The following is a 15,991-nucleotide window of genomic DNA, read 5'->3' on the forward strand; positions in this document are numbered from 1 at the left end:
ATCTAATTGCACAAATAAGGAATTTTGCTAACTATATGTATTCTAACGGCCGATGTTCTGAGCCAGATCTGGCAAAAAGTTGACCAGGGAGGGAAAGACGACTATCAACCCTAAAACGATAAGCTGTAGGGTGATGAATGGAATCACACCGTGATAAATGTCTTCGGTGCTGATAGACGCAGGAGCCACACCCCGTAGGTAAAATAGGGCAAAGCCAAAGGGAGGGGTGAGGAAGGAGGTTTGTAAATTAGCGCCTAATAATACCCCGAACCAGACTAAATCCATATTATAGCTTTGAGCAATGGGAAGTAAAAGGGGAACTACGATAAAGACGATCTCGAAAAAATCGATAAAGAATCCCAACAGGAATACGATTAACATGGAGATGAGCAAAAAGCCGATTTGACCCCCAGGAAGATTGAGGAACATATCTTTAACTACGTTGTCTCCCCCTAGTCCCCGAAATACTAAACTAAAAGCTCGTGAACCTATCAGGATAAATATTACCATACTGGTGGTTCGTAGGGTGGCATCACAAGCGCGATATAGGTTGTCTCTGGTCAGTTGACGGTTAAAAGCGGCTAGGATAATTGCTCCGACACATCCCACGGCTCCGGCTTCTGTGGGTGTGGCTATGCCAAAAAATATACTTCCCAAGATTAACAAAATCAGTAATATGGGCGGAATTAATACTTTGATGATTCGCTGTTTGAGACCGGGTGCTGTGATGACTTCTGTGGGTAAGGCGGGGGCGAGATCCGGGCGTAACCAGGAGGCGATCGCTACATGAATAATAAAGGCGGTGGTCATTAATAATCCGGGAATTACTGAGCCAATAAATAGGTTGCCAACGGAAATTCCTAATTGATCTCCTAGGACTACTAAGACTACACTGGGGGGGATGATTTGCCCTAGGGTTCCTGATGCTACAATTACTCCGGCGGCGAGTCTGGGATTATAGCTGTAGCGTACCATGGTGGGGAGGGAAATTAAGCCCATAGCTATGACGGTGGCGGCGACTACTCCGGTGGTGGCGGCTAGGAGTCCTCCTACTATAATTACTGCGATCGCTAATCCTCCCCGCATTCTTCCGAATAATATTCCCATGGTTTCTAACAGGTTTTCCGCTATGCCTGTTTTTTCTAGCATTGAACCTAGGAAAATAAAATAGGGAATTGCCAGCAGTGTAAAATTGTTCATAATCCCAAATATCTGCTGTGGCATGGCTGACCATAAAATGGGGTCAAATACTCCGAAAATTATGCCAATTAGGGTGAAAATTAAGGCGACACCACCCAGGGAAAAAGCCACCGGATAGCCTAATGCTAACACTATTAAAGCCACGATAAACATGGCAATACTCAACCATTCAACATTCATGCGATCGCTATTTAGCTGAAAATGTCCACAACCAGAAACAAAACTTTTGTATAGTATCATATTCCGGTAACACATACTTGTTAACCTCCATAACTGATGATTAGCCCCCAATGCTCACTTTTGACCGGAAAACTGTATTAATAGCTACATTTTTTGCGGTTGACTTAGCCTAGGATACACGACTAGCCTTAAAGTTAAGTAAAAGTTAAGACCATTTCTCTGTCACCAAGTTAGCTAAGGGTAAATGCTTAATTAAGTCTATGGGCTTGAGTAGATTTATCCATGGTAAAACTAAGCTTGGTGGTATGTAATCGGTCTTAAATTTACTCAAGTAGCATCAACTCTCGGAAATTGGCTAGTAATTAAAAATAAATTGTCAAACTTGTGAGAATTTCCGGCTTCGATTAGTTCCCGTTACAACTGGTAAAATTGATATGATAAACAGAAGATTAGGGCGACGCAAGTTTTTATTGTATGGATCGGCTACCTTGGGTGCTAGTGTACTCTTAAAAGCCTGTGGTACTCCCTCGGAAGATGCCACAACTCAAACTACAGGCGATACGATTAAGGTGGGTATTCTCCACTCTTTAAGTGGAACTATGGCAATTAGTGAAACCACGGTTGTGGAAGCGGAAAAAATGGCGATCGCTGAAATAAATGCAGCCGGAGGTGTGTTAGGAAAACAGATTGAAGCAGTAGTTGAAGATGGCGCTTCTGACTGGCCGACCTTTGCCGAAAAAGCCGAAAAACTCATTGACCAAGACCAAGTGGTTACCGTTTTTGGTTGCTGGACTTCTGCCAGTCGTAAAGCAGTTAAAGATGTGTTTGAATCCCGGAACCATATGTTATGGTATCCCGTGCAATATGAAGGTCAGGAATGTTCTCGGAATATTTTTTATACTGGGGCTGCACCCAATCAACAAATTGAACCAGCGGTCGATTGGCTATTAGAAAATAAAGGTCGAGAGTTCTTTTTGGTCGGGTCTGACTATGTGTTCCCCCGCACAGCCAACACCATTATTAAAGAACAGCTTATGGCTAAAGGTGGCACTACCGTCGGGGAAGATTATCTACCTTTAGGAAATACAGAAGTTACCGGAATCATTACCAAGATTAGGCAGGCATTGCCCAACGGTGGAGTTATTTTTAATAGCCTAAATGGTGATAGTAATGTCGCTTTCTTTAAACAGCTACAGGGTTCAGGATTAACACCGGATTTATACCCGGTTATGTCCGTGAGTATCGCTGAGGAAGAAGTGCGACAAATCGGCCGAGAGTTCCTCATTGGACACTATGCCTCTTGGAACTATTTTCAAACTGTAGAGACCCCAGAAAATCAGACTTGGGTGGAGGCATTTAAGGCTAAACATGGTCAAGACCGGGTTACTAATGACCCCATGGAGGCTGCTTATACTATGGTTTATCTGTGGAAACAAGCAGTTGAACAAGCCGGGACAGCGGACGATTTAGAAGCCGTTAGGGCGGCGGCAATAGGTCAGCAATTACAAGCCCCCCATGGGTTAGTAACTCTTAATCCTAATCATCACTTATCTAAGACTGTGAGAATTGGTCAAATCCGTGATGATGGTTTATTTGATATTATCTGGTCTTCCGATGGTCCGGTTGAACCATTACCCTGGAATCAGTATGTTCCTAGCACCAGGGGTTATGCCTGCGATTGGACTGACCCCGCCCGTGGCGAAAGATTCCGAATGGAAGGGGTTTAAAGGTTCCTAAATTAAGGGCAACTCGGAAGGGTTGCCCTTTCCTAAATAGCCTGAATCTATGTTGTTTAAATCTTGAAAAATGCAAGAACTTGCGATCGCTTTTTTTAATGGCATCAGTATCGGTTCCGTCTTACTCCTGGCGGCTTTAGGACTCTCAATCACCTTTGGATTAATGGGGGTAATTAATCTCGCCCACGGAGAGTTAATGATGCTGGGTGCTTATGCCACATTTGTTGTGCAGAATATCTTTAGACCCCTGGGAGAACCCCTGTTTAATTTCTATATAATCCTGGCTATTCCCGTCGCCTTCATTGTCGCCGCTTTAGTCGGGTTCTTCTTAGAAAGAGGCGTGATTCGATACCTATATGGCAGACCTTTAGAAACCTTATTAGCCACTTGGGGGGTTAGTCTAATTCTACGCCAATTTGTCCGTAGTGTCAACTGGCAAATGGTAATTGGTTTGGGCTTATTTTGCCTCTTGTTTTTTGGGGGGTTATTCTGGGTTAAGCGTCGCCAGGACTGGGAGAAAATTCGCAATTGGGCTATGGGGGTTTTGTTAGTCTTATCTATCGGAATTTCTACAACCGCTAGTATTCTGATTGGTAACGCGGCTGGACAAGTTTTGACTCGACCCTGGTTTAGCGCCCGAAATGTCGATGTGACCGCCCCCGCTTGGTTACGAGGAGGGTTCGCCCTAGGGAATTTTCAAGTTCCTTATGCGCGGGTATTTATTATTATTCTGGGGTTGGTATGTTTGGGGTTGATTTACCTATTTCTTAATCGCTCTAATTGGGGTTTAAGGATTAGGTCAGTAACTCAAAATCGCCAAATGAGTGCTTGTCTGGGTATCCCTACAGACCAGGTTGATGCTTTGACATTTGCCATGGGTTCGGGACTGGCTGGGGTAGCAGGTTGTGCGATTACTTTATTGGGTTCAGTTGGACCGAATACCGGACAAAATTATATCGTTGATACCTTTATGGTGGTGGTAGTTGGTGGGGTGGGAAATTTGCTGGGGACGGTGTTAGCCGCTTTAGTTATTGGTAGCTTAATTTATTTGATTGGTTCGGGAACATTGGCGTTCTTATTATCCTCTGTGGATGTTCTACAGCCTGTGGTCGATTTCTTGAGTTTCTTTGCGACAACCAGTATGTCTAAGGTGTTAGTCTTTGCGCTAATTATTGCCTTTTTGCAAATTAAACCTGCGGGCATTTTCCCGCCTAAAGGCAGAACTGCTGAGTTGTAGATTGGGATTTGCGAACACTTTAAAAATCAACATTTTATCCATGGTTAATTAAGGTTAATTGGGTCATATATATGAATCAGGAAATCGGTAGGGTCGCCCAACAAAAACAGAAGCAACAACAGCGACTCATTGAAATTGGGGTAATAATAGCGATCGCTATTATTTTGGGTGTGATAATGCCTTTAGCTTTGCCAGCCTTTAGATTAAAGCTATTGGGGCGTTTCTTATCCCTATCTATTGTCGCCCTCGGTATTGATTTAATCTGGGGATATACAGGGCTGCTAAGTTTAGGACATGGCATCTTTTTTAGCCTGGGAGGATACGCCCTGGCTATGTATTTACAGTTACAGCTTCCCGAAGGTCGAATCCCCGACTTTTTTATGCTCTATGGAGTTGAACAACTCCCCTGGTTTTGGGAGCCATTTTATTCGTTTCCGTTTACCCTAGTTGCCATCTTTTTGATTCCCGGTATCGTGGCGGCAATATTGGGATATTTGGTATTTCGTAACCGCATTAAAGGGGTTTACTTTTCCATCCTCACCCAGGCAGCTTTGCTGGTATTTTTTCATCTGTTTAACGGTCAACAAAAATATATCAACGGAAGCAATGGACTCAAAACAGATACCACTATGATTTTTGGGACTCAGGCGGGTTCCCCCGCCGCCCAACTGGTATTTTATGAATTGTCTATTCTGTTGATTATTTTAATTTATTTACTGTGTCGGTGGCTGACCAGTGGGAGGTTTGGGCGTTTATTGGTAGCCATTCGAGATGATGAAAATCGGGTGAGATTTTCCGGCTATGACCCCACGGGGTTTAAGGTTTTGGTCTTTGCTATTTCTGGGGCGATCGCCGGAATTGCTGGGGCATTATATACTGTTCAAAGTGGTATTATCACCCCTAGTTTTATGGAGGTAGCCTTTTCTATTGAAATGGTGATTTGGGTCGCCGTTGGTGGTAGGGCGACTCTGGTGGGGGCGATTTTGGGAACTGTCTTAGTTCGCCTCGGTCAAACCTTCCTCAGTGAACAATTCCCCCAAGTTTGGCTGTTTTTTCAAGGCGCATTATTCTTAATTGTGGTGACAGTTCTCCCTAGTGGTATAGTGGGATGGTTACGGACAGATGGTTGGGAATATATGCGATCGCTATTAGGTTTCCGACAGCCCATAATGACCTACCCTCAACTAGAAGAAGACCCAGAATTGCAACTAGAACGCGAAGAACTTGAGAGTTAATATTGAGTGGATTAATGGACTGGAAATGAACATCTTAGAAATCGAAAATGTTACCGTCAATTTTGATGGCTTTAAAGCCCTCAATAACCTTAACTTTAGCATGAAAGCTGGGGAATTGCGGGTAATTATCGGCCCTAATGGTGCGGGAAAAACCACCTTTTTAGATACCATCACCGGAAAAGTTCAACCCACCGAAGGACAAGTTAAATTTAAGGGGCGGAATTTACGAAATATCCCCGAATATAAAATCGCCCGGCTAGGAATTGGTCGCAAGTTTCAGACTCCCAGAGTTTATCTAAATTTGACGGTAGCCGAAAATTTGGATCTGGTGGTTAATCAAAATAAAAATGTGTTTACCACCCTATTTCGTCGCCCTATTTCTGGGGAAAAACGAACGATGGCGGGACTGTTGGAAACGGTGGGTTTAGCAGCCAAAGGAGATTTAAAAGCGGAATTTTTAGCCCACGGTGAAAAGCAGCGCCTAGAAATTGGTATGCTAGTCGCCCAGTCCCCCGATTTATTATTAGTTGATGAACCGGTGGCGGGACTAACTGATGAGGAAACGGAAAACGTCGGTAATTTATTGTTAGCCTTAGCGGAAAGCCACTCAATTATTGTGATTGAACATGATATGGAATTTGTCCGACAAATAGCGCGTCAGGTGACAGTATTACATCAAGGTTCGGTTTTGTGTGAGGGAAATATGGAACAGGTGCAAAATGACCCCAGAGTGATTGAGGTTTATTTAGGAAAAGAGGAGTAAGTAAAATGACATCAACTCAAGCGGATATCCAACCCCATATTATCCCATCAAACCTAATGTTACAGGTTTCTGGTGTGAATGTTTATTACGGAGAAAGCCACATTTTACGCGATGTTGATTTAAGTGTTCCGGTCGGGGAGATGGTTTGTCTAATTGGTCGTAATGGTGTGGGAAAAACTACCTTATTAAAAACCATCATGGGACTACTCAAACCCCGCACCGGACAGGTAAAATTTGCCGATGTTCCCATTACCCAAATTCCCACCCACAAACGGGCTAAATTAGGCATTGGTTATGTTCCCCAAGGGCGAGAAATTATCCCCCGCGTCACGGTGCAGGAAAATCTCCTGTTAGGCTTAGAAGCCTCTGGGGAAGTCGGGAGAGGTAAAAGAGAAATACCAGAGGATATTTTTGATTTATTCCCAGTGTTAAAAACTATGCTGTCTCGTATGGGGGGAGACCTTAGCGGTGGTCAGCAGCAACAGTTAGCGATCGCCAGGGCGTTAATGGGAAAGCCACGTCTATTAGTCTTAGATGAACCCACAGAGGGCATTCAACCTTCAATTATCCTAGAAATTGAAGCAGCGGTGCGGCGGATTATTGAAACTAGGGGAATTTCTGTGCTATTGGTGGAACAGCATTTACACTTTGTCCGCCAAGCCGATCGCTATTATGCCATGCAAAAAGGCGGAATAGTTGCCTCTGGCTTAACCGAAGATCTCAGCGCGGAACTAATTAAAGAGTTTTTGGCGGTCTAAATGCCACCATTAATCATCTGACGTATTTCTAAAGCAGTTGCTGGGGCTAATAACACGCCGTTGCGGTAGTGTCCCGTAGCGAGTAGGACATTACCAAAACCCGCCAAAGGACCGATAACGGGGGCGGGTCTACCTTCGGGACGGGGCCTTAGCCCATGCCATTGGTGGATAATTTCCCCTTGGGCGAGGGCGGGACAAATAGCGATCGCCCTTTCCAGAAGAAAATCAACTTGTTGTAGTTGCGGTTGGACTTCCCCGCTGGGGTCTGGAAATTCCACGGTTGCACCCACCCAATATTCAGAACCCCCCAAAGGTACAATATGCACATCATCTCCTGTAATCACAGGTTGGGGATGATTACCCCCCAAAGGTTCACGAAAGCGGAACTTGAGGGCTTGTCCGAGGACGGGTTTAATGGTTAACCCAGAGGGCAAAGATTGGCTCTGAAGTAGGGGTGTAGTCCCCAAACCCGCCGCCACCACCACCCAGTCAGCCGGAAGGCTTCCAGAGTCAGTATTTAGGCGCTGACAGAGTTTCTGACCATGACCCAACTGGGTAATTTCCCAGCCCTCGACATTAACACCAAAGTTAAATGTAGCCCCATTTTTTTGGGCGGCTTCGACCAAAGCCTTAGTTATGGTTGTGGGGTTAACTTGACGATCGCTTGGGGAATATATAGCCCCTGTGACTCGCGAACAATCAATCTGGGGATAATGCGATCGCACAGTTGGCTGATCCATTAACTCCAGATGAAAACCTTGTTCACGGCGGATAGTAGCTAATTCCTGCCAACGATGCCAATTTTCCCCCTCAAACCCTAACATCAAAATCCCTTGGCGGTTAAAAGGAATGGCATACCCATTACAGGCTTCCAATTCAGGAATTAGGGTTTCATAGCGAGCCATACTGTCGCGCCGTAAAGCCCAAGCCCGCCCCTTGGTTTTGTGACTGATGACCCCCATTAATACCCCCAAAGCGGCGGCGGTTGACTGGGTAGCGGGTGGATGACGATCTACCACGGTGACGGTTAACCCGGACACCAGACTAAGTTCATAGGCGATCGCCGCCCCGATAATGCCACACCCGACAATCACAACCCTAGTCATAAGCCACCATATACCCTTCCCTAACTACCTATTCCCTAAACTTGGGGAAATTTGCTCAAAAACAAATCCAGGTCTTTCAGGGCTTCCTGATAGCTGATAGCAGCCTGTTGGCGATCGGCTTTAGCCGCCGCCTCACTCATATCCTGTAAATGCTCAAACACCTCGCGGGACAACTTGCGGGCTTCTGGTTGTTCATTGGGAAGTAGGTTGCGAACTACATAGTTCATTTCCTGAAGTACAGTACCAAAGGGACCGTGAGCAAAATTATCGATATTGATCCAGTCACCCTTTTGGATATAACCTGCCAGTTCTGTGGTGGAGCGATCGCGTATAGCCGCGATATTAGACTTATACTCCTGGATTTTTTCAAGCTGAATACTGCTATAGCTGGGAGGTTCCACCGCCACAGGAGAACTGCAACCCACCACGAAGGCGGTTACAAATGCCAAAACACAAGCCAAAATTGAACGATAACGCTTCATAACCAAAATTGTTTTTTTGAAATCTGCTCCGATTTGCACAAAGCACAAACGGTTTAACAAACCATTGTGGCAGAAAACATCTACCACAGCTTATTGAATTGATAAATTAGGCTAAACACAGGGTCAAGCTACCCTTTGGGTCGGAATTGCTTTTCTACCAAACTGGCTATGATATCTCTGGGCATTAACCGAGGTAAGTTGACAATAATCTGATTAGAGATGCCTCCGGTCACCAGGGTAGAGTCTTTTTTGTCTAAGCTAGAGAGGGTTTCCTTCACCACTTCGGCGGCGCTGGCATAATTGTTACCAGAGCTTTTCATGGACTGGGGAAATTCGGCATTTTCAAAAAAATTCGATTCTGTCGGGCCAGGACAAAGGCATAAAATCCGCACCCCTGTATCCTGATTTTCTGCCCATATAGCCTGACTAAAGTTGACCACAAAGGCTTTAGTGGCAGAGTATACAGACATATAGGGTAGGGCTTGATATCCGGCGATCGATGATACATTGACGATCGCCCCAAAGCGGCGGGCTTTCATCACCCCCAGGAATAGATAGGTCAACTCTACCAGGACGGTAACATTGAGTTGCACCATTGCCAATTGTTTAGTGAGCGATCGCTCATCCAAAGGTCCATAGTCCCCAAACCCGGCATTATTCACCAGCAGATCCACCGTCTCAGGTCCCCCCGCCACCTGGTCAAAGATTACCTGTCCGGCGTTGGCTTCGGTGAGGTCTTGGCTGATTACCTGGACTTTTACCCCATATTGGGATTGTAACTCCCCGGCTAAGTTTTCCAGTTTATCTTGCGATCGGGCTACCAAAACCAGATCGCCCTTTTGGGCTGCTATTTGTCTAGCAAAGGTTTCACCAATACCGAATGAAGCCCCTGTTACTAACGCTTTTTTGATTTGCATGATGTGATCTTCAAATATTACGGTTGACGCAGAATGCCAAACACACAAGTATACCCATGCAAAAATGTAGCATTTCCCACGGGTCCGATTTCACCATTACAGAAAAATCCCGTTAGGGGTATTTTAAAATACTCCCGAAACAGATTCGAGTCAAAATCTGGCTGACCATAAAGATTTTCTCCCCGTCCCAAACAGGAAAATATCAGCGCCCCTTCCGTGGCCACTGGTGCCGTCGTTTCTGTCAGCTTCTGGTGACCACTTAGCAAGCCTTTCAAGTCTTCCGCAGAAGTGCGACTATCGCGCAAATGAAACTGAATGCGTTGTCCTGGTCTAACGCGATCGCCTATAGCCATAGCCCCCACTCTGGGGTCAACTCCCATCAAATTACGAATTAAAAAATCCCCCGATTCTAATTTAGCTTTAAACTCATCGCGCGCCACACCCACAAATAACGAATTTTGAGCCAGTTTGCGGTCATCTTCCCCCAATTCCGCTATCAATTCCTGTAGTGCTTCTAAAGGCGCAACTTCACGGCGATCGTTAATATTCAGACCATCAGTTTCCGAACATTTCTCCACCGTCAAGATAATATTTCTTTCCCCTTCACTCACCCGATAAGGCTCCCCAATGGGACGACATCCCTGGGCGACAATAGTTTCCAAGACAATATTTCCCGTTAAGGCCACTCCCACAGCTTCAGCAGAGTACATCTCGCCGTTACAAAATACAGCCGTCGCCCGACCCATCATCCCAGAACTAGCTAATCCTCCCACTTTCGGCGATGCTGGATAGGCATAATCTAACCCTTGGAGTAGATCATTAATCTTCCCATAAAACGGGTCAATCAACAAAATAAATTGAGGGTCATTTTGGGGATGAACCCCAATTAATTCTACCCAGTCCTCTGGGGGGTTATCTAAATCAGGTAGATCATTGGTATTTAGATGAAACGGACAAATATCAACCCCCGGAAGATGGGCTAAACATAAGCCTAATGCGGGTTTACCCTCGATTTCTTTGACCTGTGTTTCCGTCTGCATACCAACTATACCGCCACCTGTACAGCCAATTAGCACCCGCACCGAAAGCTGTTCCGCTAATAATGGCATGAGTCTGGGATAATCACTGCTAAACGCCGAAGAGATAAACACCAAACCTAGATCTGGCGAAGATTTCAGCGATTCTTGACATTGTTTAACTACCTCCGTCACTGCTGCTTCTAACGATGGACGAGTGGAAATCGCGCTGACCCACTCCATGGGTCCTGTTGTATTTATCATTATCCTAAAGTTGCTATCACGTAAAACTCCTGGGAGGGTTGGAAGCTCCGTGATTGATCACGGAGAGGAAAACCGACTCAAGCGGATGACCGCCGCCAGCACCCCCTTGCGGGGTGGAGGGGTATGGTTGCCCCTCCATGGAGCTATGGTTGGCTCCGACTCCCTTGCGGGGTAATGTTTGCGCTTGCGCTAACGCGCACGCTGCGCGAACGCCAATGTTCAGAGTCGGTACTATCCAAATCGCACGTCCTTAACCCCTTAGAGATGTTTAACGATTCGGTTCTAGGGCCTGGAACTAGCACGCATTCCAGGGTAGGAACTTTAACTCTTGCTCTGAACGGAGCCAGTTAAGGCTATAGCTGGTCAGCTACCTGAAAGGGGGGCACGAAGCCCCCGTGCTTCAGCCGGGGGTGCTGACTTGATTTATGGTGGGTTACGAGAAATATTAAAAGATTACTTCCGATTTTGGGTTGACGCTTTCGAGTGATCTATTACAAACTATGGGCAGCCTAAATCGATCTGATGTAGGGAACTATCTCAATGATTGCCTGCTATGATAGTTGATTGGGTCAGGCTTTTGGTAAAATTGCTAAGATTGGACAACAGGTTATATGAACAACGAAATTAACGAAGCCATCGAACAAGGACGGGAAGAAGCCCGTAACATCTGTGATATCCAAGGCGGAACCTCCCCAGAGTGTGCCGCGGCTTGGGATGCTGTAGAAGAACTTCAGGCGGCGGCTGCTCATAAAAAGCAAAAACCCCAGAAAAGCTCTTTTGAGGTTTATTGTGACAATAACCCAGAAGCCGCAGAGTGCCGGCTTTACGACGATTAACTGCCCCTGGTTTACCTAACTCCCCTAGCCTTGGCTAAATCGCCATGCTAGGGGGCATCCTTGACCCATAATGGGTCATATTTTTTCGGTTTTGGGAAAACTGACCGAAATTGTCTTGGGTCGCTCCTGCACTGTCTCAGCACTCTCTATCAAAATATAATGTTAAACCCCATATCCATAGCTGCTACTCCGTCAAGTCTGGAGACTTGGGTTTGGATGGATTACAGACTCGCGGTTATATTTACGATTATCCTTCCCCTAATTTTACTGATTTGGGCTCTCGTCAAAAAGCTGGAAGCTATTACTCACCTGTTGATTATCTATTGGCGGGTCGCTAGTCTGTTGATGATTACCCTTTATCTGATGATCGCCGCTATCCCCATAGGTTTTATTTGTGCGATCGCTTCTCGTATCCTCATTCCAATTAGTTTATGGTTTTGGGTCGATCTCAATGAGGAAATCGAGGATATGCAGCCTTCCCCCTTAAAATTGACCCTCACCAGTTGGCGATGGGCTATTACTGTTTATAATGCGATCGGGGCCTTGATTTTTCTCCCTTCCCTCCGATGTGCTTTTTTAGGCGCTGAGGATTTATTGGCTGACCCCGGCTGTAGAATTTGGCTTGACCCCCCTTGGATGTATAAAGAGATTTTTCATCCCGGTTGGAATCCCCCATTTTTGGGCTTTTTGGCAATTGTCGGCCTCTTAATTTATGTCGGATGTTTTGCCTATTTTGTTGTCATTCGTCTCGGAAGACAGGGACGTTCTGCTACCGGAAATTAATCTGATGCAAGATACCTTGGAAAATTACACCAAAAAACATCCTGGGGAAGTTTTGCTCGTGCGGGTCTCCGTTGACGGCGAATTAGATGAGATTGCCATTTTTAAGGGTTTTTCTAGTTCTCTCATGCGACCTACTGCTTTTGACCCGGATATTCCCGTTTTACCTGACCATGCCGAAATTTTGGAGATAGATCGCCTCGTCAGTCCCTATGACCCCGCCAACCCTAAATATATTCAACGAGGATTGACTTGGGATACAATGCAAAGCCTACTCTAACCACTTTTTCCCACTTCCATGATCACCCCGCACCATCACCTTGTTATCATTGGATGATCGAGCAGGCAATCAGGGGCTATGCAAAATCAACCTTCCATTAAACAAGCTAGGCTGGGTGATCCGGAGGCGATCGCATCCGTAATTCAACACCTCCTCCCCCTTGAGGATACCACTGTTTACACCCAGCTCAAAAATGATTATCTCGAAATCACCCTAGAATCTCCAGAACTTCCTCCTCAGGATTATTCCGTTCATTTACTTAAACAAATTGTTAGTAAAATTCAGCCTCAGCATATTACCAACATTGTCGTTCAAGGTCGAGAATTAGGGCAATTTAACCCCGCATGGACTCAATGTATTGACATCACTCAAACCCCCCCTCATAAACCACCCAAGCTATCAGCATATCGCTTTAAATGGCCGCGATGGTTCCCTTATCCTAGTTCCTGGTTAAGGGCAACTTGCTTATTTTTATGGGCTTTTATTGTCTTGACTATTTTCGCGCGATGGGGGGGCTTTTGGAGTTCTTTTATCTATGACATATCAAATAATCATCACCTAGCATTGTTGATTTTAGCCATTAGCTTAATTGCAGCAATTGCCGTTTTTTCCTATAGCCATCATTTCATAACATCCGCTTTTAAAACACCTCGAAAATTCTCGAAATATCCCGGTTCACAGAGTATTTGGGAAGGCATACTAGCTGTAATTGTCTTATTGATAGCTACATTAATCTTTCTGATAGTTGTTGTGCCTTTTTATCCTGAAAGCTGTTCCATATACAGCTCTTATTGTCATGTAAGATATTGGGAATCAGCCGAATTGGTAGTTAGTTCAGGTATGTTAGTTTCCTTTATTTCAACCCTGTATTTATATCAGGCGGAATTCTTAATCAGAAAGCACATTTCTCGCCAACAAATCTTAAAATTTGCCTCCATTGCCGCCGTTTCATGTATCATTATGATTAGCTTGCCCATAGGTTATAGGAACTTGGCATACATCAAAGGTATAGTGACCGATATTGTCGCCAATTCCCAAAGTCTAATCGCTACCACAACCCAACCAGCAGCAGAACCCCTAATTAATTCCGAACCCGCACTACAAGTAGAGATAGACGCACCCACAGAACCCGCACCACAAGTAGAGATAGACCCACCCACAGAACCCGCACCACAAGTAGAGATAGACCCACCCACAGAACCCGCACCACAAGCAGAGATAGACCCACCCACAGAACCCCTAGTTAATTCAGATCCTTTTGGTGAAGCCGTCCGCAAAGCCATAGAAGCAGCCAATTTAACCCAAACTGCTCAATCAAAACAGGACTGGGAAACCATAGCGCGAAATTGGCAGCTCGCCAGCCAACTCATGCAGGAAGTCTCCTTTGATGACCCTAATTATCTAACTGCTCAAGATCGGGCTGTTCTCTATTACAATAACTACAATTACAGCCAGACCATGGCCACTCAAGCCACCAATTAATCAACTCTTTAACTACCCTCTCCCCGTATTATCATGTAGGGGCGGGTTCCGCTGTCAATTATACTTCCCAACCAGAAGATTAATAAACCCGCCCTCCACCTAGGGCTGTCAATTATACTTCCCAACCAGAAGATTAATAAACCCGCCCTCCACCTAGGGCTGTCAATTATACTTCCCAACCAGAAGATTAATAAACCCGCCCTCCGCCTAGGGCTGTCAATTATCTATTATCAATTATTAATGTAGGGGCGGGTTCCGCTGTCAATTATACTTCCCAACCAGAAGATTAATAAACCCGCCCTCCACCTAGGGCTGTCAATTATACTTCCCAACCAGAAGATTAATAAACCCGCCCTCCACCTAGGGCTGTCAATTATACTTCCCAACCAGAAGATTAATAAACCCGCCCTCCGCCTAGGGCTGTCAATTATACTTCCCAACCAGAAGATTAATAAACCCGCCCTCCACCTAGGGCTGTCAATTATACTTCCCAACCAGAAGATTAATAAACCCACCCTCACCCACCATTATTAATTATTAATTATTAATTATTAATTATATCTCCATATAGTAGGCGGGTTGATTCATGTTAGTTAACCCGCCCCTATGGGACTATTTACCCTTTTGTTGATTTTTCGCCTGTTCTAAGGCGATTTCTTTCATGGCTTGGAATGAATTGGCATTAGAGGAACCTTCGATCGCTTTCACCGCCAAATCTTGAACTTGTTTTAGGGCGGAGTCTAGTTGTTTGGAGATGCTTTGAATGCGATTTTCTTGATTGCTAATGGTTTCGCTGAGGGATTTAACTCGCAGTTCGTAGAACTGTTTTTGCCCTTCCACTTCTTTACCCCATAAATCCGCCTTGATTTTAGCTTGATAATTGCCGATATTCCGCCCCATTTCCTTACCTTTTTTAATGGCATCTTCTAGGTTTTGCTCAAATTCTGCCACCTTAGTTTTAACTTCTAAGTGTTCTTGTTCTCGTTGAGCGATCGCCGTTTCTTTTTCTAACCATTCTTGCTGCTTTTGCTGTTGCAATTCCTCAAGCTGTTGGTAGAGTTCCGCCTGATTTTGTTGATATTGTTCTTCGTCTAAGTCTCGCTCAAGCTGGAGGTTATATTGATAACTTTCCTGGTCACGCTCCCGGTTTTTAGTCTCCGTCTGATTGCGTTCTTTAACTAACTGTTGATGTTCTTCTTTTTCCTTCTTCCAGGTGGCTTGTTGTCCTTGCCATTCCTGTTCTAAAGTCTCCTGGCGATCGCTTAATTCCTCCTCAAATTCTTTAAAACTCTGATGATACTGCTCAATTAAAACATCTAAAGTATCATCACTTATTGACTCAATATTATGCAGTTCTAGCAAATGCTGTTCCGCCTCTGCTACCCCATTTCGTAATTCTTGCAGTCGGGTAGCTTCTGAGGTTAACTGGTCTGATAATTCACTAATTACCCCCCCAAAACTTGACTGAAGTATAGTTAAGTTATCTAGGGTAGATTGCAATTTTGACTTATTAAACTTAGGAGGTTGTGCGGGTGGTGTAACCGTCTTCACGGGTGTAGTTGCTGGGGGTGTAGGCGGCGGTGGTGGCGCGGCGGCGGGGGATTTACTAATCTCTGCTTTCAGAGCTTCCTGTTCTTTTTGCAGTTCATGATAGGCTGCTAAAATTTCGGCTTTTGTGTTGCGATCGCTAATTTTTGCCATGATAATTAATCTCCGCTT

Annotated in this window: 16 protein-coding genes; 10 read left to right on the forward strand and 6 right to left on the reverse strand. The window is 45.1% G+C overall.

Features of this window, described 5'->3' with window-relative positions; translation table 11 throughout:
- Positions 1-42: 42 nt before the first annotated feature.
- On the reverse strand, positions 43-1,380 hold the full coding sequence (locus tag HFV01_RS24305; RefSeq protein ID WP_008056725.1) for a TRAP transporter large permease: 1,338 nt from the start codon (positions 1,378-1,380) through the stop codon (positions 43-45).
- Positions 1,381-1,814: 434 nt separating this feature from the next.
- Here HFV01_RS24305 and urtA point away from each other — a divergent pair, with 434 nt between their 5' ends.
- The 5 genes from urtA (at position 1,815) to urtE (ending at position 7,109) form a co-directional block, all read left to right on the forward strand.
- Entirely contained in the window at positions 1,815-3,107 is a 1,293-nt protein-coding gene (urtA, locus tag HFV01_RS24310) for an urea ABC transporter substrate-binding protein (protein ID WP_008056729.1), read from the forward strand.
- 79 nt (positions 3,108-3,186) lie between these two features.
- Positions 3,187-4,353 carry an ABC transporter permease subunit gene (locus HFV01_RS24315; RefSeq protein WP_006621810.1) on the forward strand — a complete coding sequence of 389 codons (1,167 nt, stop codon included), beginning with the start codon at positions 3,187-3,189 and terminating at the stop codon, positions 4,351-4,353.
- Between the two features lie 71 nt (positions 4,354-4,424).
- Positions 4,425-5,588: an urea ABC transporter permease subunit UrtC gene (gene urtC, locus HFV01_RS24320; protein WP_046321073.1), complete on the forward strand. Its 1,164-nt coding sequence runs from the start codon at positions 4,425-4,427 to the stop codon at positions 5,586-5,588.
- Positions 5,589-5,613: 25 nt separating this feature from the next.
- Positions 5,614-6,351 (forward strand): urea ABC transporter ATP-binding protein UrtD, encoded by a 738-nt coding sequence (gene urtD, locus HFV01_RS24325; RefSeq protein ID WP_318285923.1) that lies wholly within the window; start codon positions 5,614-5,616, stop codon positions 6,349-6,351.
- Positions 6,352-6,356: 5 nt separating this feature from the next.
- The gene (gene urtE, locus HFV01_RS24330; protein WP_006621814.1) at positions 6,357-7,109 is read left to right on the forward strand and encodes an urea ABC transporter ATP-binding subunit UrtE; all 753 of its coding nucleotides are present in this window, start codon (positions 6,357-6,359) and stop codon (positions 7,107-7,109) included.
- Here urtE and HFV01_RS24335 read toward each other — a convergent pair.
- From HFV01_RS24335 to HFV01_RS24350, 4 genes are all read right to left on the reverse strand, one after another.
- Positions 7,106-8,215, reverse strand: coding sequence for an NAD(P)/FAD-dependent oxidoreductase (locus HFV01_RS24335; protein ID WP_006621815.1), 1,110 nt, complete (start codon positions 8,213-8,215; stop codon positions 7,106-7,108). The two genes, urtE and HFV01_RS24335, sit on opposite strands and share 4 nt — an antisense overlap.
- A 35-nt stretch (positions 8,216-8,250) precedes the next feature.
- Positions 8,251-8,697 (reverse strand): photosystem II protein PsbQ, encoded by a 447-nt coding sequence (psbQ, locus tag HFV01_RS24340; protein WP_006668826.1) that lies wholly within the window; start codon positions 8,695-8,697, stop codon positions 8,251-8,253.
- A 128-nt stretch (positions 8,698-8,825) separates the two neighbouring features.
- Positions 8,826-9,614 carry an SDR family NAD(P)-dependent oxidoreductase gene (locus HFV01_RS24345; RefSeq protein ID WP_006668827.1) on the reverse strand — a complete coding sequence of 263 codons (789 nt, stop codon included), beginning with the start codon at positions 9,612-9,614 and terminating at the stop codon, positions 8,826-8,828.
- Positions 9,615-9,631: 17 nt separating this feature from the next.
- Complete coding sequence (locus HFV01_RS24350; RefSeq protein WP_193520459.1) at positions 9,632-10,873, reverse strand: FIST signal transduction protein; 1,242 nt, start codon at positions 10,871-10,873, stop codon at positions 9,632-9,634.
- On the opposite strand from HFV01_RS24350, the gene HFV01_RS31230 reads away from it, so the two are divergent.
- The 5 genes from HFV01_RS31230 to HFV01_RS24370 all read left to right on the forward strand — a co-directional run bounded on the left by HFV01_RS31230 (position 10,872) and on the right by HFV01_RS24370 (position 14,272).
- Entirely contained in the window at positions 10,872-11,069 is a 198-nt protein-coding gene (locus tag HFV01_RS31230; protein ID WP_318285926.1) for a hypothetical protein, read from the forward strand. The genes HFV01_RS24350 and HFV01_RS31230 overlap by 2 nt on opposite strands.
- 436 nt (positions 11,070-11,505) lie before the next feature.
- Positions 11,506-11,730: a Calvin cycle protein CP12 gene (locus tag HFV01_RS24355; protein WP_193520460.1), complete on the forward strand. Its 225-nt coding sequence runs from the start codon at positions 11,506-11,508 to the stop codon at positions 11,728-11,730.
- 216 nt (positions 11,731-11,946) lie between these two features.
- On the forward strand, positions 11,947-12,513 hold the full coding sequence (locus tag HFV01_RS24360) for a DUF3177 family protein (protein WP_006621821.1): 567 nt from the start codon (positions 11,947-11,949) through the stop codon (positions 12,511-12,513).
- 4 nt (positions 12,514-12,517) lie between these two features.
- Positions 12,518-12,790 carry a DUF7734 family protein gene (locus HFV01_RS24365; protein WP_006621822.1) on the forward strand — a complete coding sequence of 91 codons (273 nt, stop codon included), beginning with the start codon at positions 12,518-12,520 and terminating at the stop codon, positions 12,788-12,790.
- 78 nt (positions 12,791-12,868) lie between these two features.
- Entirely contained in the window at positions 12,869-14,272 is a 1,404-nt protein-coding gene (locus HFV01_RS24370; protein ID WP_193520461.1) for a hypothetical protein, read from the forward strand.
- 612 nt (positions 14,273-14,884) lie between these two features.
- On the opposite strand, the gene HFV01_RS24375 is transcribed toward HFV01_RS24370, so the two are convergent.
- Positions 14,885-15,973, reverse strand: a complete 1,089-nt coding sequence (locus HFV01_RS24375; protein ID WP_193520462.1) for a coiled-coil domain-containing protein — start codon at positions 15,971-15,973, stop codon at positions 14,885-14,887.
- Positions 15,974-15,991 lie beyond the last annotated feature (18 nt).

Origin of the sequence: Limnospira fusiformis SAG 85.79 (assembly GCF_012516315.1) — a bacterium.
Classification (GTDB): domain Bacteria; phylum Cyanobacteriota; class Cyanobacteriia; order Cyanobacteriales; family Microcoleaceae; genus Limnospira; species Limnospira fusiformis.

Coding starts and splice junctions, on each gene's coding strand:
- HFV01_RS24305 (WP_008056725.1), bottom strand. CDS start 1,380: ATGAATGTTGAATGGTTGAGTATTGCCATGTTTATCGTGGCTTTAATA.
- urtA (WP_008056729.1), top strand. CDS start 1,815: ATGATAAACAGAAGATTAGGGCGACGCAAGTTTTTATTGTATGGATCG.
- HFV01_RS24315 (WP_006621810.1), top strand. CDS start 3,187: ATGCAAGAACTTGCGATCGCTTTTTTTAATGGCATCAGTATCGGTTCC.
- urtC (WP_046321073.1), top strand. CDS start 4,425: ATGAATCAGGAAATCGGTAGGGTCGCCCAACAAAAACAGAAGCAACAA.
- urtD (WP_318285923.1), top strand. CDS start 5,614: ATGAACATCTTAGAAATCGAAAATGTTACCGTCAATTTTGATGGCTTT.
- urtE (WP_006621814.1), top strand. CDS start 6,357: ATGACATCAACTCAAGCGGATATCCAACCCCATATTATCCCATCAAAC.
- HFV01_RS24335 (WP_006621815.1), bottom strand. CDS start 8,215: ATGACTAGGGTTGTGATTGTCGGGTGTGGCATTATCGGGGCGGCGATC.
- psbQ (WP_006668826.1), bottom strand. CDS start 8,697: ATGAAGCGTTATCGTTCAATTTTGGCTTGTGTTTTGGCATTTGTAACC.
- HFV01_RS24345 (WP_006668827.1), bottom strand. CDS start 9,614: ATGCAAATCAAAAAAGCGTTAGTAACAGGGGCTTCATTCGGTATTGGT.
- HFV01_RS31230 (WP_318285926.1), top strand. CDS start 10,872: ATGGGTCCTGTTGTATTTATCATTATCCTAAAGTTGCTATCACGTAAA.
- HFV01_RS24350 (WP_193520459.1), bottom strand. CDS start 10,873: ATGGAGTGGGTCAGCGCGATTTCCACTCGTCCATCGTTAGAAGCAGCA.
- HFV01_RS24355 (WP_193520460.1), top strand. CDS start 11,506: ATGAACAACGAAATTAACGAAGCCATCGAACAAGGACGGGAAGAAGCC.
- HFV01_RS24360 (WP_006621821.1), top strand. CDS start 11,947: ATGGATTACAGACTCGCGGTTATATTTACGATTATCCTTCCCCTAATT.
- HFV01_RS24365 (WP_006621822.1), top strand. CDS start 12,518: ATGCAAGATACCTTGGAAAATTACACCAAAAAACATCCTGGGGAAGTT.
- HFV01_RS24370 (WP_193520461.1), top strand. CDS start 12,869: ATGCAAAATCAACCTTCCATTAAACAAGCTAGGCTGGGTGATCCGGAG.
- HFV01_RS24375 (WP_193520462.1), bottom strand. CDS start 15,973: ATGGCAAAAATTAGCGATCGCAACACAAAAGCCGAAATTTTAGCAGCC.